This window comes from Steroidobacter sp. (genome assembly GCF_016790065.1).
Classification (GTDB): domain Bacteria; phylum Pseudomonadota; class Gammaproteobacteria; order Steroidobacterales; family Steroidobacteraceae; genus Steroidobacter.
The window spans coordinates 1-19,133 of the sequence record NZ_JAEUPY010000479.1; the positions used below are offsets into that span (position 1 = coordinate 1).

General features: G+C 60.1%; 16 protein-coding genes. 10 read left to right on the plus strand and 6 right to left on the minus strand.

The annotated features are described in order from the left end of the window. The coding region (locus tag JNL55_RS19705) for a hypothetical protein (protein WP_293857613.1) at positions 1-556 on the minus strand (556 nt) is incomplete at its 3' end. 167 nt (positions 557-723) lie between these two features. Here JNL55_RS19705 and JNL55_RS19710 point away from each other — a divergent pair. The 7 genes from JNL55_RS19710 (at position 724) to coaE (ending at position 8,787) form a co-directional block, all read left to right on the plus strand. Then, complete coding sequence (locus tag JNL55_RS19710) at positions 724-2,592, plus strand: hypothetical protein (protein WP_293857616.1); 1,869 nt, start codon at positions 724-726, stop codon at positions 2,590-2,592. 224 nt (positions 2,593-2,816) lie between these two features. Further along, positions 2,817-3,326: a pilin gene (locus tag JNL55_RS19715; protein WP_293857619.1), complete on the plus strand. Its 510-nt coding sequence runs from the start codon at positions 2,817-2,819 to the stop codon at positions 3,324-3,326. Positions 3,327-3,422: 96 nt separating this feature from the next. After that, entirely contained in the window at positions 3,423-3,941 is a 519-nt protein-coding gene (locus JNL55_RS19720) for a pilin (RefSeq protein ID WP_293857622.1), read from the plus strand. Positions 3,942-4,160: 219 nt separating this feature from the next. Beyond that, a complete protein-coding gene (gene pilB / locus JNL55_RS19725) occupies positions 4,161-5,900 on the plus strand; it encodes a type IV-A pilus assembly ATPase PilB (protein ID WP_293857625.1) in 1,740 nt (579 codons plus the stop codon). Between the two features lie 17 nt (positions 5,901-5,917). Continuing rightward, entirely contained in the window at positions 5,918-7,132 is a 1,215-nt protein-coding gene (locus tag JNL55_RS19730; RefSeq protein WP_293857628.1) for a type II secretion system F family protein, read from the plus strand. Positions 7,133-7,142: 10 nt separating this feature from the next. After that, positions 7,143-8,057 carry a prepilin peptidase gene (locus tag JNL55_RS19735; protein ID WP_293857631.1) on the plus strand — a complete coding sequence of 305 codons (915 nt, stop codon included), beginning with the start codon at positions 7,143-7,145 and terminating at the stop codon, positions 8,055-8,057. A 64-nt stretch (positions 8,058-8,121) separates the two neighbouring features. After that, on the plus strand, positions 8,122-8,787 hold the full coding sequence (gene coaE, locus JNL55_RS19740; protein ID WP_293857634.1) for a dephospho-CoA kinase: 666 nt from the start codon (positions 8,122-8,124) through the stop codon (positions 8,785-8,787). A 5-nt stretch (positions 8,788-8,792) separates the two neighbouring features. Here coaE and JNL55_RS19745 read toward each other — a convergent pair whose 3' ends face one another. The 3 genes from JNL55_RS19745 to JNL55_RS19755 form a co-directional block, all read right to left on the minus strand. Next, the gene (locus tag JNL55_RS19745) at positions 8,793-10,199 is read right to left on the minus strand and encodes an OmpP1/FadL family transporter (RefSeq protein WP_293857637.1); all 1,407 of its coding nucleotides are present in this window, start codon (positions 10,197-10,199) and stop codon (positions 8,793-8,795) included. A 150-nt stretch (positions 10,200-10,349) separates the two neighbouring features. Continuing rightward, positions 10,350-11,762 carry a glycine betaine ABC transporter substrate-binding protein gene (locus tag JNL55_RS19750; RefSeq protein ID WP_293857640.1) on the minus strand — a complete coding sequence of 471 codons (1,413 nt, stop codon included), beginning with the start codon at positions 11,760-11,762 and terminating at the stop codon, positions 10,350-10,352. Between the two features lie 58 nt (positions 11,763-11,820). Beyond that, complete coding sequence (locus tag JNL55_RS19755; RefSeq protein ID WP_293857643.1) at positions 11,821-12,576, minus strand: ATP-binding cassette domain-containing protein; 756 nt, start codon at positions 12,574-12,576, stop codon at positions 11,821-11,823. A 91-nt stretch (positions 12,577-12,667) separates the two neighbouring features. Here JNL55_RS19755 and JNL55_RS19760 point away from each other — a divergent pair, with 91 nt between their 5' ends. Genes JNL55_RS19760 through JNL55_RS19770 form a run of 3 tightly spaced genes read left to right on the plus strand, consistent with a single transcriptional unit; the run spans position 12,668 to position 17,685 of the window. Next, a complete protein-coding gene (locus JNL55_RS19760) occupies positions 12,668-15,088 on the plus strand; it encodes a membrane-bound PQQ-dependent dehydrogenase, glucose/quinate/shikimate family (RefSeq protein ID WP_293857646.1) in 2,421 nt (806 codons plus the stop codon). 2 nt (positions 15,089-15,090) lie between these two features. After that, complete coding sequence (locus JNL55_RS19765) at positions 15,091-16,032, plus strand: AAA family ATPase (protein WP_293857649.1); 942 nt, start codon at positions 15,091-15,093, stop codon at positions 16,030-16,032. 45 nt (positions 16,033-16,077) lie between these two features. Beyond that, positions 16,078-17,685 (plus strand): VWA domain-containing protein, encoded by a 1,608-nt coding sequence (locus tag JNL55_RS19770; protein WP_293857652.1) that lies wholly within the window; start codon positions 16,078-16,080, stop codon positions 17,683-17,685. 2 nt (positions 17,686-17,687) lie between these two features. On the opposite strand, the gene JNL55_RS19775 is transcribed toward JNL55_RS19770, so the two are convergent. After that, entirely contained in the window at positions 17,688-18,608 is a 921-nt protein-coding gene (locus tag JNL55_RS19775) for an SPFH domain-containing protein (RefSeq protein WP_415923122.1), read from the minus strand. A 53-nt stretch (positions 18,609-18,661) separates the two neighbouring features. Continuing rightward, complete coding sequence (locus JNL55_RS19780) at positions 18,662-19,099, minus strand: NfeD family protein (protein WP_293857656.1); 438 nt, start codon at positions 19,097-19,099, stop codon at positions 18,662-18,664. Positions 19,100-19,133 lie beyond the last annotated feature (34 nt).

Here is a 19,133-nt window from a genome sequence, read left to right on the forward strand (position 1 = left end):
ACAAACTTCGGGTTAACAACAACGCCGCCAGAACAGCAAAGAACCCCACACACCATTTGGTCTGCCAAGTCTGTAAATAGCGGCACAAGACCCACGCCGAGATGGTCAAAAGTGCGGCGGCGGGAAAGCTGTACATCAGCCAATTTTCGTACAGCACGAACGACGGACTGAAAACCAACACAGCGGTGGTAAGCGTCGCCGCCTGCCAAGCCCCACTCAGTCGCAGCGTGAGTGCATAGACAGTGAGTGCGAGCATTGCGCCGAGCGCGTGGAACACGACACTAAAGAACAAATCGGCGTGATCCCCGAAGACCTTCAGTCCGACACCCGCGAGCAGATTCAACAGCGGCGGATTGGCATGGTAGTACCACAGCGACTCCAGCAAGCGGTGGCGCAACAGCTCTACGTCGATGAACTGCATGTAGTACGGCAGGGTGCTGGCATCGAACTCCAGACCAAGCGCTGCGTACAGCAATCTGGAAGACACGAACAGCACGACGACCACCCAAAGGTCACGCCGATCGATACCGAGACTGGCGAGAGCTCGATTAGCCATTAGGGTCACTGGTAAGGGTTGGTGGACATATTGTATGCGCTTCGCACGCATGACTCTAAGTGCCATCGCGCCTTCTGCGACCTACATCACCAGGCTCCGCACCCGCCAGAAGATCTTTCGTCCTTTGAGAACCCGCACACTTTCCGCTGGCCCCATGGATTATGCTCGTGGACCAGAACGCCACTTTGCGATCAGTAAGCATGCACCTAAAAGCGCCGGCATGGCGGAGCAGCCTGACCATCTGGCTGGTTGCTACCGCGATCGCAGTGGTGTCCTGCAGCCTCAATATGTCGGCTGCTCATATTGGCGGGGATTGGTTCCCCGTCGGGCACGACGCCTTCTATCACGGCCGGCGCATACTCGACGCAGTGGCCGGACACTTCTACCAGTTCGACCCGAAGATTCATGCGCCTGAAGGCAGCATGCTGGTATGGCCGTGGGGCTACGATTACTTCATGGCGGGCCTGGTCCGCGCTGGATTGGCGCTCGGACTGAGCACTGAACCCATCAAGATTTTGCTGTGGCTGCCGGTAGCTGCCGTCGCGCTCTCGATTGGCCTGCTGATCCTGATCGGTCGCCGCCTCGCGCTGTCGAACTGGCCAATAGCACTGGCCGCTTTGTGCATGGCGTTGGCACCGACGACTCAACTGCTACATGGCTACGGCGAGATCGATCATCACTTTGCCGAGCTGATCTGCGTACTCGCCGCGCTGGCGGCTGGATTGGCTTGGTTTCGTATGCCCAGTACGCGCAACAGCATCGTTCTGGGTGCTGTCTTTGGACTGTCGCTGTGCATTCACAATGGCTTGTTCATTCTCCAGGTGCCCTTTTTGGTCACGCTGCTGGTCCGATGGTTACAGGGCCAAAGTCCGCCGCGTCAACCCATCGTCGCTCTTGCCGCTTCGCTGCTGCTGTCTGCGCTGGCCATACTGCTGCCTTCATTGCCGTTTCGTGAAGGTCGATTCGAGTTCTACACCCTGTCCTGGTTCCACCTGTACATCGCCACCGGGACCGCATCGACAGCATTACTGCTCACCTGGCTGAAACCTGGCCGAGTCAGCGTCGCGGCCTTGGTTGCACTAGCAGCCGTACTGTTGTTCCCTTTGATCAGCGAGATGCAGATCGGACAATCCTTTCTGACCGGCTCGCTCGGTATGTTGAGCTCGATCGAAGAAATGCGCTCGCCGTTGAAAATGGCATTCCAGGACGGTCTCGTCGCGCTGGTCAATTTCTATTCTTACCTGGTCTGGATAGCACCGCTGACCCTGGCGCTGTGCCTGATTCAGTGTTGGCGCGAACGACAACGGCCGCGCTTATTGTTCTGGATTACGTCGAGCATCGGGCTCGTACTGCTCTCCATGCAAATCAGGTTGCATTACTTCGGCGCCTTCGCACTTTACTTCCCGTGGTTGATAGTGCTTCACGACTACGTTTCCGCACGTCCTGATCTGGCCAAGCGCGCGTACCTACTCGCCACGTTGGCGCTGCTGCTTGCCTATGTACCGCAGATCCGGCACACGTTGATTGCCCCGATTCCGCGCGCCGGAGATATCTGGTTCGAACGGCTCCATCCCATATTCCCCAAAATGCGTAAGGCATGTGCCGAGGATCCAGGAATCGTCCTCTCCGACAGTACTGCCGGGCATTACATCCGTTACTACACGGATTGCTCGGTCATCGCGAACAACTTTCTTTTGACCAAACAGCAGTTCGACAAAGTTGCCGAAGCATGGCGACTAATGGAGTTGCCCGCTAGCGAACTGCCCAAGCAGGCACCGCAGGTTAAGTACGTACTGGTACGACCTGCTACTGTCGTCCGCAAGCCGGATGGCGAGTACACGTTCTCGTTCTTCAACGACGGTTCACCCGAACTCCCCACCGAGCTGTTGCTCCGTCCACAAGCTGAGATTCCTCCCACTTACCGGCTCATCGACGAAGTCCGCTTCGAGTTGCGTTACGACGATCACTCGGAAACGTTCCCGTATGCGCGTCTCTACAAGATTGTGCCGAGTCCCAGCGCATCGCCTACCCCTTAGTCGGTGAATGAAGTCAGCAAGTGACAATGATTGTCAGCTTGTGGCGTAACGCGTTAGTCCAGCACCTTGAAGAAACGGCCGACACACCGCGTGCGCCTTAAAAAAACGCATGCTTAAACAACCACTTAGAATTACCCATCCGAGTTGGCACGAGGCTTGCTCAGATCCACCCTGCTGACGCCATCGTCGCGGATTTTGCAGTTCCCATCCAGGAGACTTTAGAAATGTTGAAGCAGACTCAAAAGGGTTTCACCCTGATCGAATTGATGATCGTCGTGGCGATCATCGGCATCCTCGCAGCGATCGCGCTGCCGGCTTATCAGGACTACACCATCCGTTCGAAGGTGTCTGAAGGCGTGATTGGTGCTTCCTCGGCGAAGGCGCTGATCAGCGAAGCCTTCCAGACCGACAGCATTCAGGGCGTGAACGTCGCTTCCACGGCTTGGAACATTGCAGCCTCCGAGTCCAAGTACGTGCGCAACGTGACCGTCGCCACTACCGGCGTCATCACTGTGAACTTCAAGGCGAACACCGGTAACGGTCTGCCGACCACCATCGACCAGACCACGCTGGTGTTCACGCCGTCGGTCACCCAGGCCGTGCTGGCCGCCACCTCGCAGGGCGCGATCGACTGGGCCTGCGGCTCGCAGACCACTTCGACTGCCCAGGGCCGTAACTTGCCCCGTAACGCTGGCAACCTGCCTGCCAAGTACGCTCCTTCGGAGTGCCGTTAATCGGTTATGCTCGCATGAGCAGCTGAACGGAATGGAAGGGGCGCTTCGGCGCCCCTTTCTTTTAGGTGCCGGGACCACCAAAGCTAAGGAACCATCGTGTCGAAACGAACTCGCAGTACTGGTTTCACGCTGATTGAATTGATGATCGTCGTGGCCATCATCGGCATTCTGGCAGCCATAGCCCTGCCGGCTTATCAGGACTACACCGTCCGCGCGAAGATCTCCGAAGGACTACTCGGAGCCTCTGCTGCGAAAGCGGAGGTTAGCGAGGCTTTCGATACTTCTAGCGTTCAGGGAGTCAATGTGATCTCCCTGGCCTGGAATACCGCCACGACCGTTTCGAAGTACGTGTACAACGTGCAGATTGCCGGCGATGGCGTGATCACAGTCACCTACCGTGCAACGACGCAGAACGGCCTGCCGACCAGCTTAAATACCAACACACTCGTGTTCACGCCGTCCGTCCATAATGCGCCGCTCGCTTCTGATTCGATCGGCTCAATCGACTGGGCATGTACCTCGGAAACCAGCAGCACAGCCACCGCTCGCAACCTACCAGTGGCGGCCCCTCTGGGCACCCTGCCCGCCAAGTACGCCCCGTCGGAATGTCGCTGAGTTCGCTACAGCCATAGTGGGGCAGCACTGCTGCCGAGCTAGGGCGGATTACGGTATCTTGCACGGCGGTTACCCTATCCGGCGACCGCCCCGGTTCAGGCGCCCCGGCTGTGAGATATGTCACGAGCCGCCGGCTGCGGATGTGAGACCATCCGCCCAATTTGACAAATGCCCGTCCCGTACGGCGGCAAGCGTCGTTAACCATCGGCAACGTATTCAATGGCTGAGAACGTCTCCACGATCCAACAGCGCATGGTGATGCAGGGCCTGCCGCAACGGTTGATCCAGGACGGCCTGGTCGACGAGCAGACCATGACGCAGGCCATGACTGCCGCCAAGGAGAGCGACAGCAACCTGGTATCGCACCTGGTCACCCAGGGCATTGCCGATGCCAAGGAAATCGCCATCGCGGCCTCCCAGGAATTCGGCGTGCCGCTGCTGGACCTGGATGCCGTGCAGCTCGACCTCGACGTGGTCAAGCTGGTTTCCGACAAGCTGCTCGCCAAGCACCGCGTCCTGCCGCTGCTCAAGCGCGGCAAGCGACTGTTCGTCGCGGTCTCCGATCCGACCAATCTGCACGCGCTGGACGAGATCAAGTTCCAGACCGGCCTGTCGATCGAAGCGGTGGTCGTCGAAGACGACAAGCTGCAAAAGATCGCCAACAAGACCATGGAACAGGTCGACACCCAGATGCCGGCGCTGACCGACGACGATCTGGACCTGGAGAATCTGGAAGTCACCGGCGGTGACGACGACGAAGGCGCAGCGGCAGCCGCGGGTCGCGACGACATCGAAGACGCGCCCATCGTGCGCTTCGTCAACAAGGTGCTGCTCGACGCCATCAAGCGCGGCGCCTCCGACATTCATTTCGAGCCGTACGAAAAGTCGTATCGCATTCGGCTGCGCCTGGACGGTTTCTTGAAAGAAATCGCCAGCCCGCCGGTGCAGTTGGCCGTGAAGCTCGCGGCGCGCATCAAGGTGATGTCGCGTCTCGACATCGCGGAACGCCGTATCCCGCAGGACGGCCGTATCAAGATGCGCATTTCGAAGAATCGCGCCATCGACTTCCGCGTCAGCACCTGTCCGACCCTGTTCGGCGAAAAGATCGTGGCGCGTATTCTGGATCCGTCCAGCGCCATGCTCGGCATCGATGCGCTCGGCTACGAGCCCGAGCAGCGCGAGATGTACTTGAAGACGCTGGGGCAGCCGCACGGCATGATCCTGGTCACCGGCCCGACCGGTAGCGGCAAGACCGTGTCGCTGTACACCGGCTTGAACATCCTCAACAAAGAGGACACCAACATTTCCACCGCCGAAGATCCGGCGGAAATCAATTTGCCTGGCGTCAACCAGGTGAACGTCAATCCCAAGGTGGGTTTGACCTTCGCGTCGGCGCTGCGCGCCTTCCTGCGTCAGGATCCGGACGTGATCATGGTCGGCGAAATCCGAGACCTGGAAACCGCCGAAATAGCCATCAAGGCCGCCCAGACCGGCCACTTGGTGCTGTCCACCTTGCACACGAACGATGCGCCCAAGACGCTGACCCGGTTGATCGACATGGGCGTGAAGCCTTACGCGATCGCGACGTCGGTGTCGCTGATCATCGCGCAACGCCTGGCGCGCAAGCTTTGTAACAACTGTAAGACCACCATCGAGATGCCGGCCGAAGCGTTGCTCAAGGAAGGCTTCACCGAAGCGGAAGTCGCCGAGGGCTTCAAGGTCTACAAACCAGTCGGCTGCGGCTCGTGCACCGACGGTTACAAGGGCCGTACCGGCTTGTATCAAGTCATGCCCGTGTCCGACGAGATTCAGCGCATCATCCTGCAGGATGGCAACGCCGTGGACATCGCCGCGCAGTCGGCCAAAGAAGGCATCTGGGATCTGCGCAAATCCGGTCTTTCCAAGGTGAAGTCCGGCATCACCAGCCTCGATGAAATCAATCAGTGTACGGTCGAGTGATCGCAAGGACTTAGACCATGGCTCAAGCATCCACTCAACAATTGCCGTTCGTTTGGGAAGGCACGGACAAGAAAGGCAAACGCATCAAAGGCAAGATGCTGGCCGTGTCCGAAGCTGCGGTGAAAGCCGATCTGCGTCGCCAGGGCGTGCTCGCCAAGAGCGTGCGCAAGGAATCGCAGCTGTTCAAGAGCGGCAAGGCGATCACCACCGAAGATATCGCGCTGTTCGCCCGTCAGCTGGCCACCATGCTGCAGGCCGGTATTCCGATGGTGCAATGTTTCGACATCATCGGTAACGGCCACGATAAGCCGCGGATGCAGAAGCTGGTGCTGGCGATCAAGGCCGACATCGAATCGGGCACCTCGTTGCACGAGGCGCTCAGCAAGCATCCGTTGTATTTCGACGATCTGTTCGTGAACCTGGTGGAAGCCGGCGAACAGGCCGGTGCGCTGGAAACCTTGCTGGACAAGATCGCCACCTACAAGGAAAAGACCGAGGCGCTGAAAAAGAAAATCAAGAAGGCGCTGTTCTATCCCACCGCGGTGTTGGCAGTGGCCGTGATCGTGACCGGCATTCTGTTGATCTTCGTGATTCCGCAGTTCGAGTCGTTGTTCCAAAGCTTCGGCGCCGACTTGCCGGCGTTCACGCAAATGGTCATCAACCTGTCCAAGTTCGTGCAGGAGAGCGGCATCTACATAGCGGTGGTGGCAGGTGCCGCGGGCTATGCGTTCTTCTATTTCAAGAAACGTTCGCGACCGATGCGTCGCTTCCTCGACCGCGCCTTGCTCAAGGCGCCGATCGTCGGCCCCATCATGGTGAAAGCGGCCATCGCGCGTTATGCGCGCACGCTGTCGACCATGTTCGCCGCCGGTGTGCCGCTGGTCGAAGCGCTGACCTCAGTCGCCGGCGCCACCGGCAACATCGTGTACGAAGAAGCCACGCTGAAGATTCGCGACGAAGTCGCCACCGGTCAGCGCCTGCAACGCTCCATGGAAACCACTTCGCTGTTCCCCAACATGGTCATCCAGATGATCGCGGTCGGTGAAGAATCCGGCTCGCTCGATTCCATGTCCGCCAAGGTCGCCGACTTCTACGAAGCCGACGTGGACGCGGCGGTGGACGCGATGAGCTCGTTGATCGAACCGTTGATCATGGCCATCCTGGGCGTGCTGGTCGGCGGCCTGGTGATCGCCATGTACCTGCCGATCTTCAAGTTGGGCGCGGTGGTGTAGTCTGCAGGACGTGCTCGGCTCATGGCTGTACTTGCTGACGACTTCGTCGTCGGCATGGATCGTGTTGATGTTGGTGCTGGGCCTGCTGGTGGGCAGCTTTCTCAACGTGGTGATCCACCGCCTGCCCATCATGATGGAGCGGGATTGGCAGGCACAGGCCGAAGAGATCGTCGGCCCGAATCCTTACGATCCGCCGCGTGACCAGCCGGTCGAACGCAAGCCTTACAACCTGGTCGTGCCCCGCTCCGCCTGTCCCAAATGCGGCGCGATGATCACAGCGCTGCAAAACATTCCGGTGGTCAGCTATGTGTTCCTGGGCGGCGCTTGCGCCAACTGCGGCAACAAGATTTCCATTCGCTATCCGTTGATCGAACTGTTCACCGGCGCAGTGTCGGCGGCGGTCGCGTGGAAGTTCGGCGTCACCTGGTACTGCGGAGCCGCGCTCGTGCTCACCTGGGCACTGGTCGCGCTGAGCGCCATAGACATCGATCATCAACTCTTGCCCGACGACATCACGTTACCGTTGTTGTGGCTCGGCCTGCTGCTCAGCCTGGCACCTACTGTGTCGCACGTCGGTCTGCCAGTGACTAGCGGCTCCAGCATCGTGGGCGCGGCGCTCGGTTATCTGAGCTTGTGGAGCATCTACAAGCTGTTCAAATGGCTCACCGGCAAAGAAGGCATGGGCTACGGCGACTTCAAGTTGCTCGCCGCACTCGGCGCCTGGCTCGGTTGGCAATCGTTGCTCATCATCATATTGATCTCGGCATTCACCGGCGCCGCGGTCGGCATCGCAATGATTGCGTTCCGCGGCCGCGACCGGAACATCCCCATCCCCTTCGGCCCCTATCTCGCGGCCGGCGGTTGGATCGCGCTGATGTGGGGCGAACAACTCACCGGCCTGTATCTGGACAGCGTGGGGCTGTAATAGCTCACATCTGCTGAAGGAGCGCATTGCCCGCTCCGTGCCGGCCACCTACACTGGCTCGGCAATGACCCAGTCCAGTAATTCTCCTAGCAACCCGAATTTTCGCCCCCTGCTGGTCGGACTCACCGGCGGTATTGCCAGCGGCAAGAGCGCGGTCGCGGAACTGTTTTCGCAGATCGGCGCGCCAGTGCTGGATACCGATCAGATCGCGCGCGACGTGGTCGAACCGGGCACCCCCACGTTGGCCAAGCTGGTTGCCGAATTCGGCAGCGACATTCTCGATAGCAGCGGTCGCCTCGATCGTGCTCGCATGCGTACTCGAGTATTCGCCGACCCGGAACAACGCAAACGCCTGGAAGCCATCACCCATCCGGCCATTCGCGAAGAACTCGCCTCGCGAGCGCAACGCGCCGAGGGCCCGTATCAAATTCACGTGATTCCGCTGCTGGTCGAGAGCGGCCGTGCCGATCTATACGACCGCGTGCTACTGGTCGACACCAGCGAAGAAGAACAGCTGAAACGTTTGATGGCACGCGACAGCGCGAACTCGGAGCTGGCCCAGCAGATTCTGGCAGCGCAGGCCTCACGCGAAGATCGCTTGGATGCCGCCGACGATGTGATCGTGAACACCGGGACACTGCAGGACCTGCACCAGTTCGTGCAGACCCTGCATCGTAACTACACGCTGCTGTCGGAGCGCATCAATGCGCTCGACACTGACGACCTGTAGTCGCGTTAGAACTTATAAGCGATCTGAGCGCTGACGATATCGACCGCCGACGTCTGCTCGCCGATCAAGAACCCGCGCGACAAAGTATTGCCGTCGTTCTGATTCAAGCCCGCGTCGTTGGCAAACAAGTGCGCATAGCCCACGTCGACGACTAACGAGCCACCAGGGTTCCACTGAGCGCCGGCAGCCACCCAGGTGCGATATGAATCGGGCAGTCGTGCCGTGCGTGTGCTATTCGGAACATTCGTACCGTCGTACGCGACACCGCCACGCAATTTCCATTGCTTGTTGAGTTCGTACGTCGCGCCGACTGAATAACGCCACGTGTCTTCCCAGCGCTCCGGCGTCACTGACAGCACTTGTCCCGACGTGCGCACGATGCGCAACTCTTGAATGCTGCTCCAGCCCGTCCACGCCACATCGGCCAGCAACTCGACCGGGCCCATGCGGTGATACAGCGATGCAGTCGCAATTTCCGGCAGCTTCAAATCGACGGTGGCAGGCCCGGTCGCCAGTGTTGCTCCTGGTGCCGATGCGCTCGCAATGATGGCGGCGCCGGTGGCGTTCGACGCGGTCGGCGTACGGAAGCGCACACTGCCTTCGAGCGTGTAGTCGATCGAAGATCGGTACGACAAGCCCACCCGCGTGTCATCGGAGAACTCATATAGCAACCCTGCATTGAAGCCCCACGCGCTGTCATCGCCTCGCACGGCAGTGGTGCCTTCGAGACCTGCATTCGCCGCGATCAGCCCCGGCACTGCGTTTGCCGGCAACTGACCCGCCGCCACTAATGTCTGCAAGCCTTGCGCAACCACCGCCGTGTAGTTCACTGCGTTGGTCAGCTCAGCTTGAATGCGTTGATAGTTCACGCCCACGCCGAAGCTCAGCTGCTTGCTCAAACGCCACGACAGCGACGGATTGAAGTTATAAGTTTGAATCTCCGAATTCAGCGCCTGATAGCGCCCCATCCAACCGTTGCCATATTCGAGCTTCAGACCGAACGGCGCGTTCACTCCCAAGCCCACCGCGAACTTGTCGTTCAACGGCATGGCGAAGTACGCCGCGGGCACCGCGTTCCAGCCACCCGCATCGCCACCTTCGTTGCCCAGTGGCTGACCGAGTGCCGCTTGTGAGTTAGCGTTGTTGAATTCGGAGCTGATCAGCACGCCGCTCGCCACCACCAACAATTCGCTGCCTTTGAGATTGGCCAAGCCAGCCGGATTGTAAAAAATAGTGCTGGCATCGTCGGCCGCCGCGGCCGTGCCCGAGAATGCCGTGCCGAGCCGACTCGCGCTCTGCTCCAACAACGCGAAGCCCGAAGCAAACGCGCTCGAAGACGCGCAACACAGCAGCATGCCGAACGGCATTGCATAGCGGCGCACTTGCGCCATCGACGATATTGGTTGACTCATGATGACTGACCCGCTCGAACCGACCCGAATACAACAAGACGAATGCAAGAAAATTCAACGCACTCTCACAGGCATAGTTCCGAGCAGCAGATTCTTCAAGGGCGATTGCGGGAGATGGCCACTTGCATCGGGATTCACGGATGGCGCTGATTACTTGGCGGTGACCCAGCGACGTTCGACCCGACCGAACGCCCATTGCACCACCAGCGCGAGCACCGCTGCAGGCACCGCGCCTTCCAGAATTAAATTAGTGTCATCGAGCCGAATACCGGTCAGGATGGGCTGACCGTAGCCCCCCGCGCCGATCAAAGCACCAAGCGTGGCCGTTCCCACGTTGATCACGGCCGCGGTTCTGATGCCCGCAAGAATGGACCGCGCGGACAAAGGCAACTCGACATACCGCAGGCGCGCCATGCGGGGCAATCCAAGCGCCTCGGCCGATTCGCGCAAGTCTTTGGGAATGTCAGCCAGGCCGGTATGGGTGTTTCTTAGAATCGGCAGCACGCTGTACAGGAACAACGCCACGATGGCCGGCGCATAACCGATGCCCAACCAAGGAATCAAAAACACCAGCAACGCCAACGCCGGCAATGTTTGTAAAACATCGGCAATGCCAAACACCCAGCGACCGATGGTACGGCGATAGAAAGCCACGATTCCCAGGGGCACCGCGACCAACACCGCCAGTCCCAGTGAGATGGCCACCATGGCCAGGTGCTCTCGCGTTCGCTGCCAAATACGCGTGCTGCGAGATTCCACCTTGGCCTCAGCGGCGACATTCAGCTGCTCGCGCAAGAAGCTCGCAGCGATCTGCGATTCCGGCTCACGATCCAAGGCGGCGCGAGCGTTCATCTTGGTCATGGCCATTGCATCGATGCGGCCGCCGAGTCGATTCAACGATTCGCGCACCTCAGCGGACACATCGTTGCGACACACGATGATGGCGTCATAGACCGGAAAGAACTTGGCATCGTCGGCGAGCGTGGTCAGATCGTAGTGAACGATCTCAGCATCAGTGGAATACAGATCGGTAAGATCCAGCGAGCGCGACTCCAACCCGCGGTACGCAAGATCGTGCGACAGACCGCGAACATCTTTTTGCGGCAAGCGATAGTGCGAACGAATCCCCGGCCAACCGTCGGCTCGCTCCATGAACTCGTTGCTGAACCCGAAACGCAGTGCCGGATGATCGGCCAGCTGCGACATGCGAGTGATCCCTAATTCCGCCGCACGGTCTCGGCGCATACCCAGAACGTACGTATTATTGAAGCCGAGCGATGCCGACGTCCACATCCGTTCGCGCGCCAAGGCTTCGCGCAGCTCATCGTCATTGCCGATGGCTTGGCTGGCGAAAATCTCTGTACGAAGCGTGCCGGTATATTCGGGATAACAATGAATGTCGCCGCGGACCAGCGCACTCCACAGCACTCGTGTGCCGCCGAGTTGGCGTCGATGATTGGCATCGTAGCCCGCCTCTTCCGTGAGCTGAGTGGCGAGCTCGCCGAGAATCACTGACTCAGTGAAGGCTTTGGAGCCGATGACAGTCGTCGCTGCCTGTGTCATCGCGCCAACAAGCAGCGCCACGAGCGACAACAGCGCAAGCGATACTCGACAGCGCACCTCAGGCATCGAGTGCCTCGGCATGCAAGCCGCGCTGTGCCTTCACGAACTCGTTGACGAATGGCTCGGCCGGCGTGTCGATGAGATCTCGATACGTGCCTCGCTGAACAATCTTGCCATCGCGCATCAGCACGATGTTCCGCGAGAAGAACGCGGCCTCAGCCATATCGTGAGTCACGAGCAGCACCGACTTGCCCAGGCGCTCGAACAAACGACGTAGATCTTCTTGCAAGCCATGCCGCACCATCGGGTCGAGCGCACCCAACGGCTCATCCAGCAACAACACGGCCGGGTCGAGCATCAATGAGCGCATCAGACTGACACGCTGCCGCTGACCGCCGGAAAGATTGCCTGGAAAGCGCTCCAAGGCATCGCGCGGTAGTTGCACCAACTCAGCCAACTCGACCACGCGCTGCGCGATCCAGTCCCGCTCTCGTTTAAGAAAGCGCGCCGCCAAAGTAACGTTGTCCACCGCGCTCAGGTGAGGAAACAGGCCACCCGACTGAATCACATAGCCGATGCGGCGACGGGTCTCGAGCACGTTATCGGGTGCGAGCGTGCGGTCTGTAACCACGACAGAACCCTGCTGAGGCCACACCAGGCCCGCCGCAAGTTTGAGCAGCGTGGACTTGCCACAGCCGCTCGGGCCGATCAGCGCCACCGTTTCGCCGGCCTCGACACGCAGACTCACGTCGTCCACCGCGGTCGCGTGCGGATAGCGGTGAGTTACATGCTCGAAGGCAATGGCGCAGCTCATGAGCACCCGAGCTTAAAGCAATCGGCGGAAGATGCACGCCCCGCGCGCATCGGCTATACATGCACCCTGAGGAAGGATCCTGAGTGTAGCCATGAACAAGAAATTCTCGGATGGATGGGGAGAGGGATGGAGTGGCAAGCGCCGGCCGCGACCGCCTCGCATTTTTGCAGCGGTGCTATTGGTCATCGGCTCGGTATTGGGCCTCGGCGGCGGCAGGCTGCTAACGCTCGGCGGATCGCTCTACTACCTGATCGCTGGCGTGGCACTGATCGCCACCGCCGTTGGACTGTGGCGCGGGCGGCGTTGGGGCGCGTACCTGTACGGCGCGCTGACGCTAGGCACGGTGATCTGGGCCATCGCTGAAGCCGGTTTCGATGGCTGGGCACTGGCACCACGTGTTCTTCCATTTCTGGTACTGGGGTTGTTTCTTTTGCGACCTCGAACGCGCCACGCGTTGCTCGGCCGTGAGCCTCGACCATTACGAAATCTTTGGACTACTTGGGCCGTGCTGGCTTCGCTCGCGGCGGTTGGTATCGGCGTCGCACTTCATGAGCCCTATCCGACCCAGCCTTTTCCTGGTGTGGAACACCCAGCGACCCTCGCCACGAGCGACTGGCAACATTGGGGCGGCTCGGCCGCTGGCCGTCGATTCGCCGCGGCCGATCAGATCGATACCGGCAATGTTTCCAAACTGCAGGTGGCCTGGACTTATCGGACCGGCGTCAGCGGCGCTTTCAAAGCGACGCCTTTGCAGATCAGGGACACGCTGTATGTTTGCCTCGCCGGCAACATCATCGCCGCACTGGACTCAGCGACCGGCATCGAGCGTTGGCGATTCGATCCTGAACTCAAAGATTCGAAGGTCGGTTTCACGACCACGTGTCGCGGCGTTACTTACTACAAAGCGCCCGATACCGCGCTCGAATGTGCCGAGCGCATTCTCACCGCTACAACCGACGCACGCTTGATCGCCGTCGACGCCGCCACCGGCAAGCGCTGCCCGGGCTTCGGCCAGAACGGCGAAGTAAGTTTGTTGAATGGCATGGGCGAGGTGAAACCCGGCTTCTACTACGTCACGTCACCGCCGACCCTGGCCAGCGGCGTCGCTGTGTTGGGCGGCTGGGTCGCGGACAACGTCGAAGTGCAGGAACCTTCCGGTGTCATTCGCGGCTTTGATCCCATCAGTGGACGCATGCTGTGGGCCTGGGACATTGGACGCACCGAACCAGTCGTGTCACTCGCGCCTGATGAAACATTCACGCGCGGCACACCGAATGCTTGGAGTGTGTTCAGCGCCGATGACGAGTTGGGCCTGGTCTACATCCCCACCGGCAACGCGACTCCCGACTACTACGGCGGACATCGCTCGCCTGAGTCCGAGCGTTTCGCCAGCTCGGTGGTCGCGCTCGCCGCCAGAACTGGCAAGCTGCGTTGGTCATTTCAAACCACGCATCACGATATCTGGGACTACGACGTTCCCTCTCAGCCGGTGCTCGTCGACTTCACGCCCGCCGGCAAGACCGAGCAAGTTCGCGCTTTAGTCGCGCCGACTAAACGCGGCGAATTGTTTCTACTGGATCGAGTGACTGGCCAACCGCTGGCCGACGTCGAGGAACGACCGGTCCCGCAAACCGATGTCCCGCATGAGTGGACCGCCAAGACCCAGCCATTCTCGGTGGGCATGCCGAGCTTCAATCGTGAGCCGCTGACCGAAGCGAAGATGTGGGGCATCACGCCCATCGATCAAATGCTTTGTCGCATCCAGTTTCGCCGGTTGCGTTACGAAGGACCGCTCACGCCGCCTTCGGTGCGAGGCAGCCTGCAATTTCCCGGCTTTGCCGGCGGCATGAACTGGGGCAGCGTCGCCATCGATGAAGTCAACAATGTCATGGTCGTGAATGCTCTGCAGATTGCGAATCACGTGCGGTTATTTCCGCGCTCTTCTGTCAGAGATGACACGGTGCTCGGCTTCGGCGGCGGACGCCAGCTCGGCACTCCTTATGCCGCGTTCACCACACCGTTCTTGTCGACGCTATTCGCACCTTGCCAGCAACCACCGTATGGCGAGATCGCTGCCGTCGACCTGCGCACTCGCTCAGTGTTGTGGCGACGGCCGCTGGGCACCGCCAACGAGCTCGGACCGCTAGGCCTCAAATTCAAATTGCCACTGCCCATGGGCGTGCCTTACTCCGGCGGCACTGTCGTCACCCAAGGCGGACTGATCTTCATGGGAGGCACCCTGGACCGCCGCTTCCGCGCGCTGGAATTGAGCACGGGCAAGATTCTGTGGAGCGATGTATTGCCCAACAATGCTCAAGCAACGCCCATGAGCTACGTATCGCCGGGAACAGGCAAGCAGTACGTGGTGATCGCTGTGCCCGCAGTAAATACTCCCGAAGACAGCCATGTCGCCGAGCCCGAAGCGCAGCGAGGTGCAGGCACGACTGCACCGCCGGCCAGCGGCGGCGGCTGGCTGATTGCATATGCGCTGCCCGAGGTGGACACTCCCTGACCATGGTCGATATCCCAAGCATTGCCTCTTCCGTCCCGTCGCTCAAACAGCATCTGGAAGCGCATCGCTACATCTGTTCCGAACAGATCGCCACCGCGGTGTACTTGGCTTATCACCTGCGCAAGCCAGTGCTGATCGAAGGCCCGCCCGGCGTCGGCAAGACCGAGTTGGCGAAGACCACCGCTGAGATGTTCGAGCTGCCGCTGATCCGGCTGCAGTGTTACGAGGGCTTGGACGAAGCCAAGGCGCTGTATGAATGGAAGTACGGTAAGCAACTGCTGTACACGCAGGTGTTGAAGCAAACTCTCGATGAAGTTTTGCAGGGCGCGAAAGGCTTTGCCGAGTCGGTGAAGCGGCTGCATGAGTTCGGCGATATCTTTTTCTCCGAGGAGTTTCTCGAGGCGCGGCCGCTGCTGAAGGCGCTTCGCGAGGAGCACGGCTGTGTGCTGCTGATCGACGAGGTGGACAAGTCCGACCACGAGTTCGAGTCACTGCTGCTGGAAATCCTTTCTGACTATCAAGTGTCGATTCCGGAGATTGGCACGGTAAAGGCGCGGGGCACGCCGCCGCTGGTGTTTTTGACTAGCAACAACACTCGCGAGATTTCTGATGCGCTCAAGCGCCGCTGTTTGCATTTGTACATTCCGTTTCCCGACATCGCGCTGGAGCAGCGCATCGTCAACGCTCGCGTGCCGGAGATCGCTCCGCAGTTGCGCGATCAGTTGGTCAAGTTCATTCATGATCTGCGTGAGTTGGATTTGAAGAAGGTGCCTTCGATTAGCGAGACCATCGATTGGGCGCGCACCTTGCTGTTGTTGCACGCGGATCGGCTCGATCCGGAACTGGTGCGGAACACGATGAACGTGATCTTGAAGTTTCAAGAGGACATCGAGAGTGTGCAACCTGAGTTGCGGACGTTGACGGACAAGGCGGTGCGTTCCTGATTTCTGCCACTGCTATGAGCACACTCGCCGGCCGCTTGTGACGTCATGGATCAGCTTCTTACCAACTTCATCCGCGCCCTCCGCAACGCCGACATTCGCGTATCGACGGCGGAGACGCTCGATGCATTCAGCACCGTGCAGCTGGTGGGATATCGCGACCGGCAGTTGCTGAAGGACAGTCTGGGGTTGGTGCTGCCGAAGACGCTGGATGAGAAAGCGGCGTTCGATAGTTGTTTCGATCAGTTCTTCTCGTTCCGAGAACGCACGCCGCTGTCCTCCCTCGATTCCTTGCCGGGCACGGACGGCGCTGGAAATCGCGGCGACTCGCGCGGCGGCGATGCTGATGGCAAGTCGCAGTCTGGCGCCGACGATGGCGGCGACAATCTCCGGGCGGACAACGCCGACGGCAATGACAGCGACGCTGGCGGCGGTAGCAATGCTGGCGACGGCCGCAGCGGCACTGGCGGCAGCGCGCAAGGCAGGCGCACCGGCCGCGGCCAAGCTCAAAACAATCGCGCTGACAGCGAAGCTGTCGCTGCGGAGGGCGACACCTCCGCGGGCGGCGTCACGGCCGGCGAAATGGCCGAGCCTCAATCCGCTCTCGGCCAACTCCTAACTCGCGGCAACTCCATCGAAGTCAACATCGCCATCAACGCCGCCGGGCAGCTGGTCAACGTTCATCGCATCGAGCTGTTCACTCAAAAAGGCCTCTACACCCGTCGCGTGCTGGACGCGATGGGCCACGCCGATCTACAAGAGGAAATATTCTCGCTGACGGCCAGCGAGTCACTGCCAAACCGTCGCTTGGCCCAGGACCTCGGGCATCGACGAGACTGGCTCCGCGAACGCGTGCGGGACTACGTCGAGCATCAGTTCCTATTGCACGCAGACGTGTCCGGCCGTCGTCTTCGCGAAGGTCTGGTTCGCAACCTGCGACTCTCAGTGCTCGAACAACGCCATCATCGGATGCTTCAGGACCTGGTCCATCGAATGGCTCGCAAGCTCGTTGCCGCCTACGCGCGCCGACGAAAAGTATTCCGTCGCGGCAGCCTGCATGTTCCCCGCACGTTGCGGCGGAACATGAAATACGACGACGCGATTTTCGATTTGCAGTGGAAGTCGGTGAAAACCGAACAGCCCAAAGTCTTCGCTCTCTGCGACGTCAGCGGCTCTGTCGCGAACTACGCGCGATTCATGCTGATGTTTTTATACAGCTTGGAAGAAGTCCTGCCCAAGGTCCGCTCGTTCGCCTTCTCTTCCGACCTCGGCGAAATCTCCGACCTGTTCTCGCGAAACTCCATCGACGATGCCATCGCCCTGGCCTTGCGCCAATACGGCAGCGGCTCCACCGACTACGGCCAAGCCCTCGCCGATTTCCGCAAACTCTGTCTCGACGATCTCGACCGCCGCACCACCGTCATCATCCTCGGCGACGCTCGTAACAACTACGGCGACGCTCGCACCGACATCCTCAAAGAAATCTACGACCGCTCCCGCCGCGTCATCTGGCTCAACCCAGAGTCCAGACCCATCTGGAACACCGGCGACTCAGAAATGCGGCACTACTCGCCGTACTGCCACCAAGTCGACGAGTGCGGCACGCTGACGCAGCTGGAGCGAGTCGTTAGCCGACTGGTGCAGTCGGCTCGATAACTTTAGCTCACCGCCTTGTTCTGCTGCTTCACCACGCTGGTCGCCATGGCGATCATCGAAGAAATATCGCTCAAGGTGGCCGGCACGATCAGCGTGCTGGAGGCTTCGTCGGCGAGTTTGCCGAACTGTTTCACGTATTCTTCAGCGACGCGCAATTGCATGGCTTCCATGCCGCCACGGCCGGCAAGAGCTTCGCCAACTTGCCGCAGGCCTTCGGCGGTTGCCGTTGCCACCGCGAGAATGGCTGCAGCCTGACCTTCGGCTTCGTTGATCTGCTGCTGCTTGTTGGCTTCGGATTCCTTGATGACGCGCTGTTTCTCGCCTTCCGCCTGGTTGATCTTGGCGTCGCGATCGCCTTCGGAAGTCAGCACGACGGCGCGCTTCTCTCGCTCGGCGCGCATCTGCTTTTCCATCGCGTGCAGCACGTCTTTCGGCGGGTTGATGTTCTTGATCTCGTAACGAAGCACCTTCACGCCCCACGCGGCCGACGCATGGTCGAGTTCGCTGACCACGTTCGAGTTGATGGTGCCGCGGGCCTCGAAGGTGCGGTCCAGGTCGATCTTGCCGATCTCACTACGCAACGTGGTCTGCGCCAGCTGGATGATGGCGAAGCGATAGTTGGTGATGCCGTACGAGGCGCTGCGCGCGTCGAGCACTTGCATGTAGAGCACGCCGTCGACGCCGACCTGCACGTTGTCCCGAGTGATACAGATCTGTTCGGGAATATCCAACGCATCTTCCTTGAGCGTGTGTTTGTAAGCGATGCGTTCGACGAACGGCACCAGGATATGAAAGCCGGCCTGGATGGTGCGACTGTAGCGGCCGAGCGTCTCGACCACATAGGCGCTCTGCTGTGGCACCACGATGGCGGTCTTCATCAACACGATGACGACCAGCACGAACAGGGCCAGCACGACGTACATTGTTGTGCTCACGACAACCTCCGGCTTCTAAGTATTACTTGTTGGGAACGGCGTCAAAGGATCGGACGCACCATCAGGATCAGACCATCGACGCGCGCGATCACGGCTTCGCGGCCGGCTTCGATCGGTTGCTCATCGACGTTGCGCGCGGTCCAGGAAGAACCTCGATAGTCGACGCGGCAGGTTTGAGTCGGCTCCAACCGCACCGGCACGGTGACTCGGTCGCCGACGGTGAGCCGCTCTTCGACATGACCGGTGCGCAGGCGCACCAGCTCGTAAGCGCGCTTCCGGAAAGTGAGCATCGAGGCGACGGCGAGCACGGACAGCGCCAGCCACTGCGCCCAATCCGGCAGGTCCACGCCCGCCAGGCCGAGAAAGCCGACGATGGCGGCGGAGATGCCGAAGAACACCAGGTAGAACTGTGCGTCGAGCACGAACATTTCGATCGCGAGCGCGATCGCGGCGACGATCATCCAGGCCCACCAAGCCATGACGCTCTCTCCTGTACAGCTCCAACCGATCTTA

Coding starts and splice junctions, on each gene's coding strand:
- JNL55_RS19715 (WP_293857619.1), top strand. CDS start 2,817: ATGTTGAAGCAGACTCAAAAGGGTTTCACCCTGATCGAATTGATGATC.
- pilB (WP_293857625.1), top strand. CDS start 4,161: ATGGCTGAGAACGTCTCCACGATCCAACAGCGCATGGTGATGCAGGGC.
- JNL55_RS19730 (WP_293857628.1), top strand. CDS start 5,918: ATGGCTCAAGCATCCACTCAACAATTGCCGTTCGTTTGGGAAGGCACG.
- coaE (WP_293857634.1), top strand. CDS start 8,122: ATGACCCAGTCCAGTAATTCTCCTAGCAACCCGAATTTTCGCCCCCTG.
- JNL55_RS19745 (WP_293857637.1), bottom strand. CDS start 10,199: ATGAGTCAACCAATATCGTCGATGGCGCAAGTGCGCCGCTATGCAATG.
- JNL55_RS19750 (WP_293857640.1), bottom strand. CDS start 11,762: ATGACACAGGCAGCGACGACTGTCATCGGCTCCAAAGCCTTCACTGAG.
- JNL55_RS19755 (WP_293857643.1), bottom strand. CDS start 12,576: ATGAGCTGCGCCATTGCCTTCGAGCATGTAACTCACCGCTATCCGCAC.
- JNL55_RS19760 (WP_293857646.1), top strand. CDS start 12,668: ATGAACAAGAAATTCTCGGATGGATGGGGAGAGGGATGGAGTGGCAAG.
- JNL55_RS19765 (WP_293857649.1), top strand. CDS start 15,091: ATGGTCGATATCCCAAGCATTGCCTCTTCCGTCCCGTCGCTCAAACAG.
- JNL55_RS19770 (WP_293857652.1), top strand. CDS start 16,078: ATGGATCAGCTTCTTACCAACTTCATCCGCGCCCTCCGCAACGCCGAC.
- JNL55_RS19775 (WP_415923122.1), bottom strand. CDS start 18,608: ATGTACGTCGTGCTGGCCCTGTTCGTGCTGGTCGTCATCGTGTTGATG.
- JNL55_RS19780 (WP_293857656.1), bottom strand. CDS start 19,099: ATGGCTTGGTGGGCCTGGATGATCGTCGCCGCGATCGCGCTCGCGATC.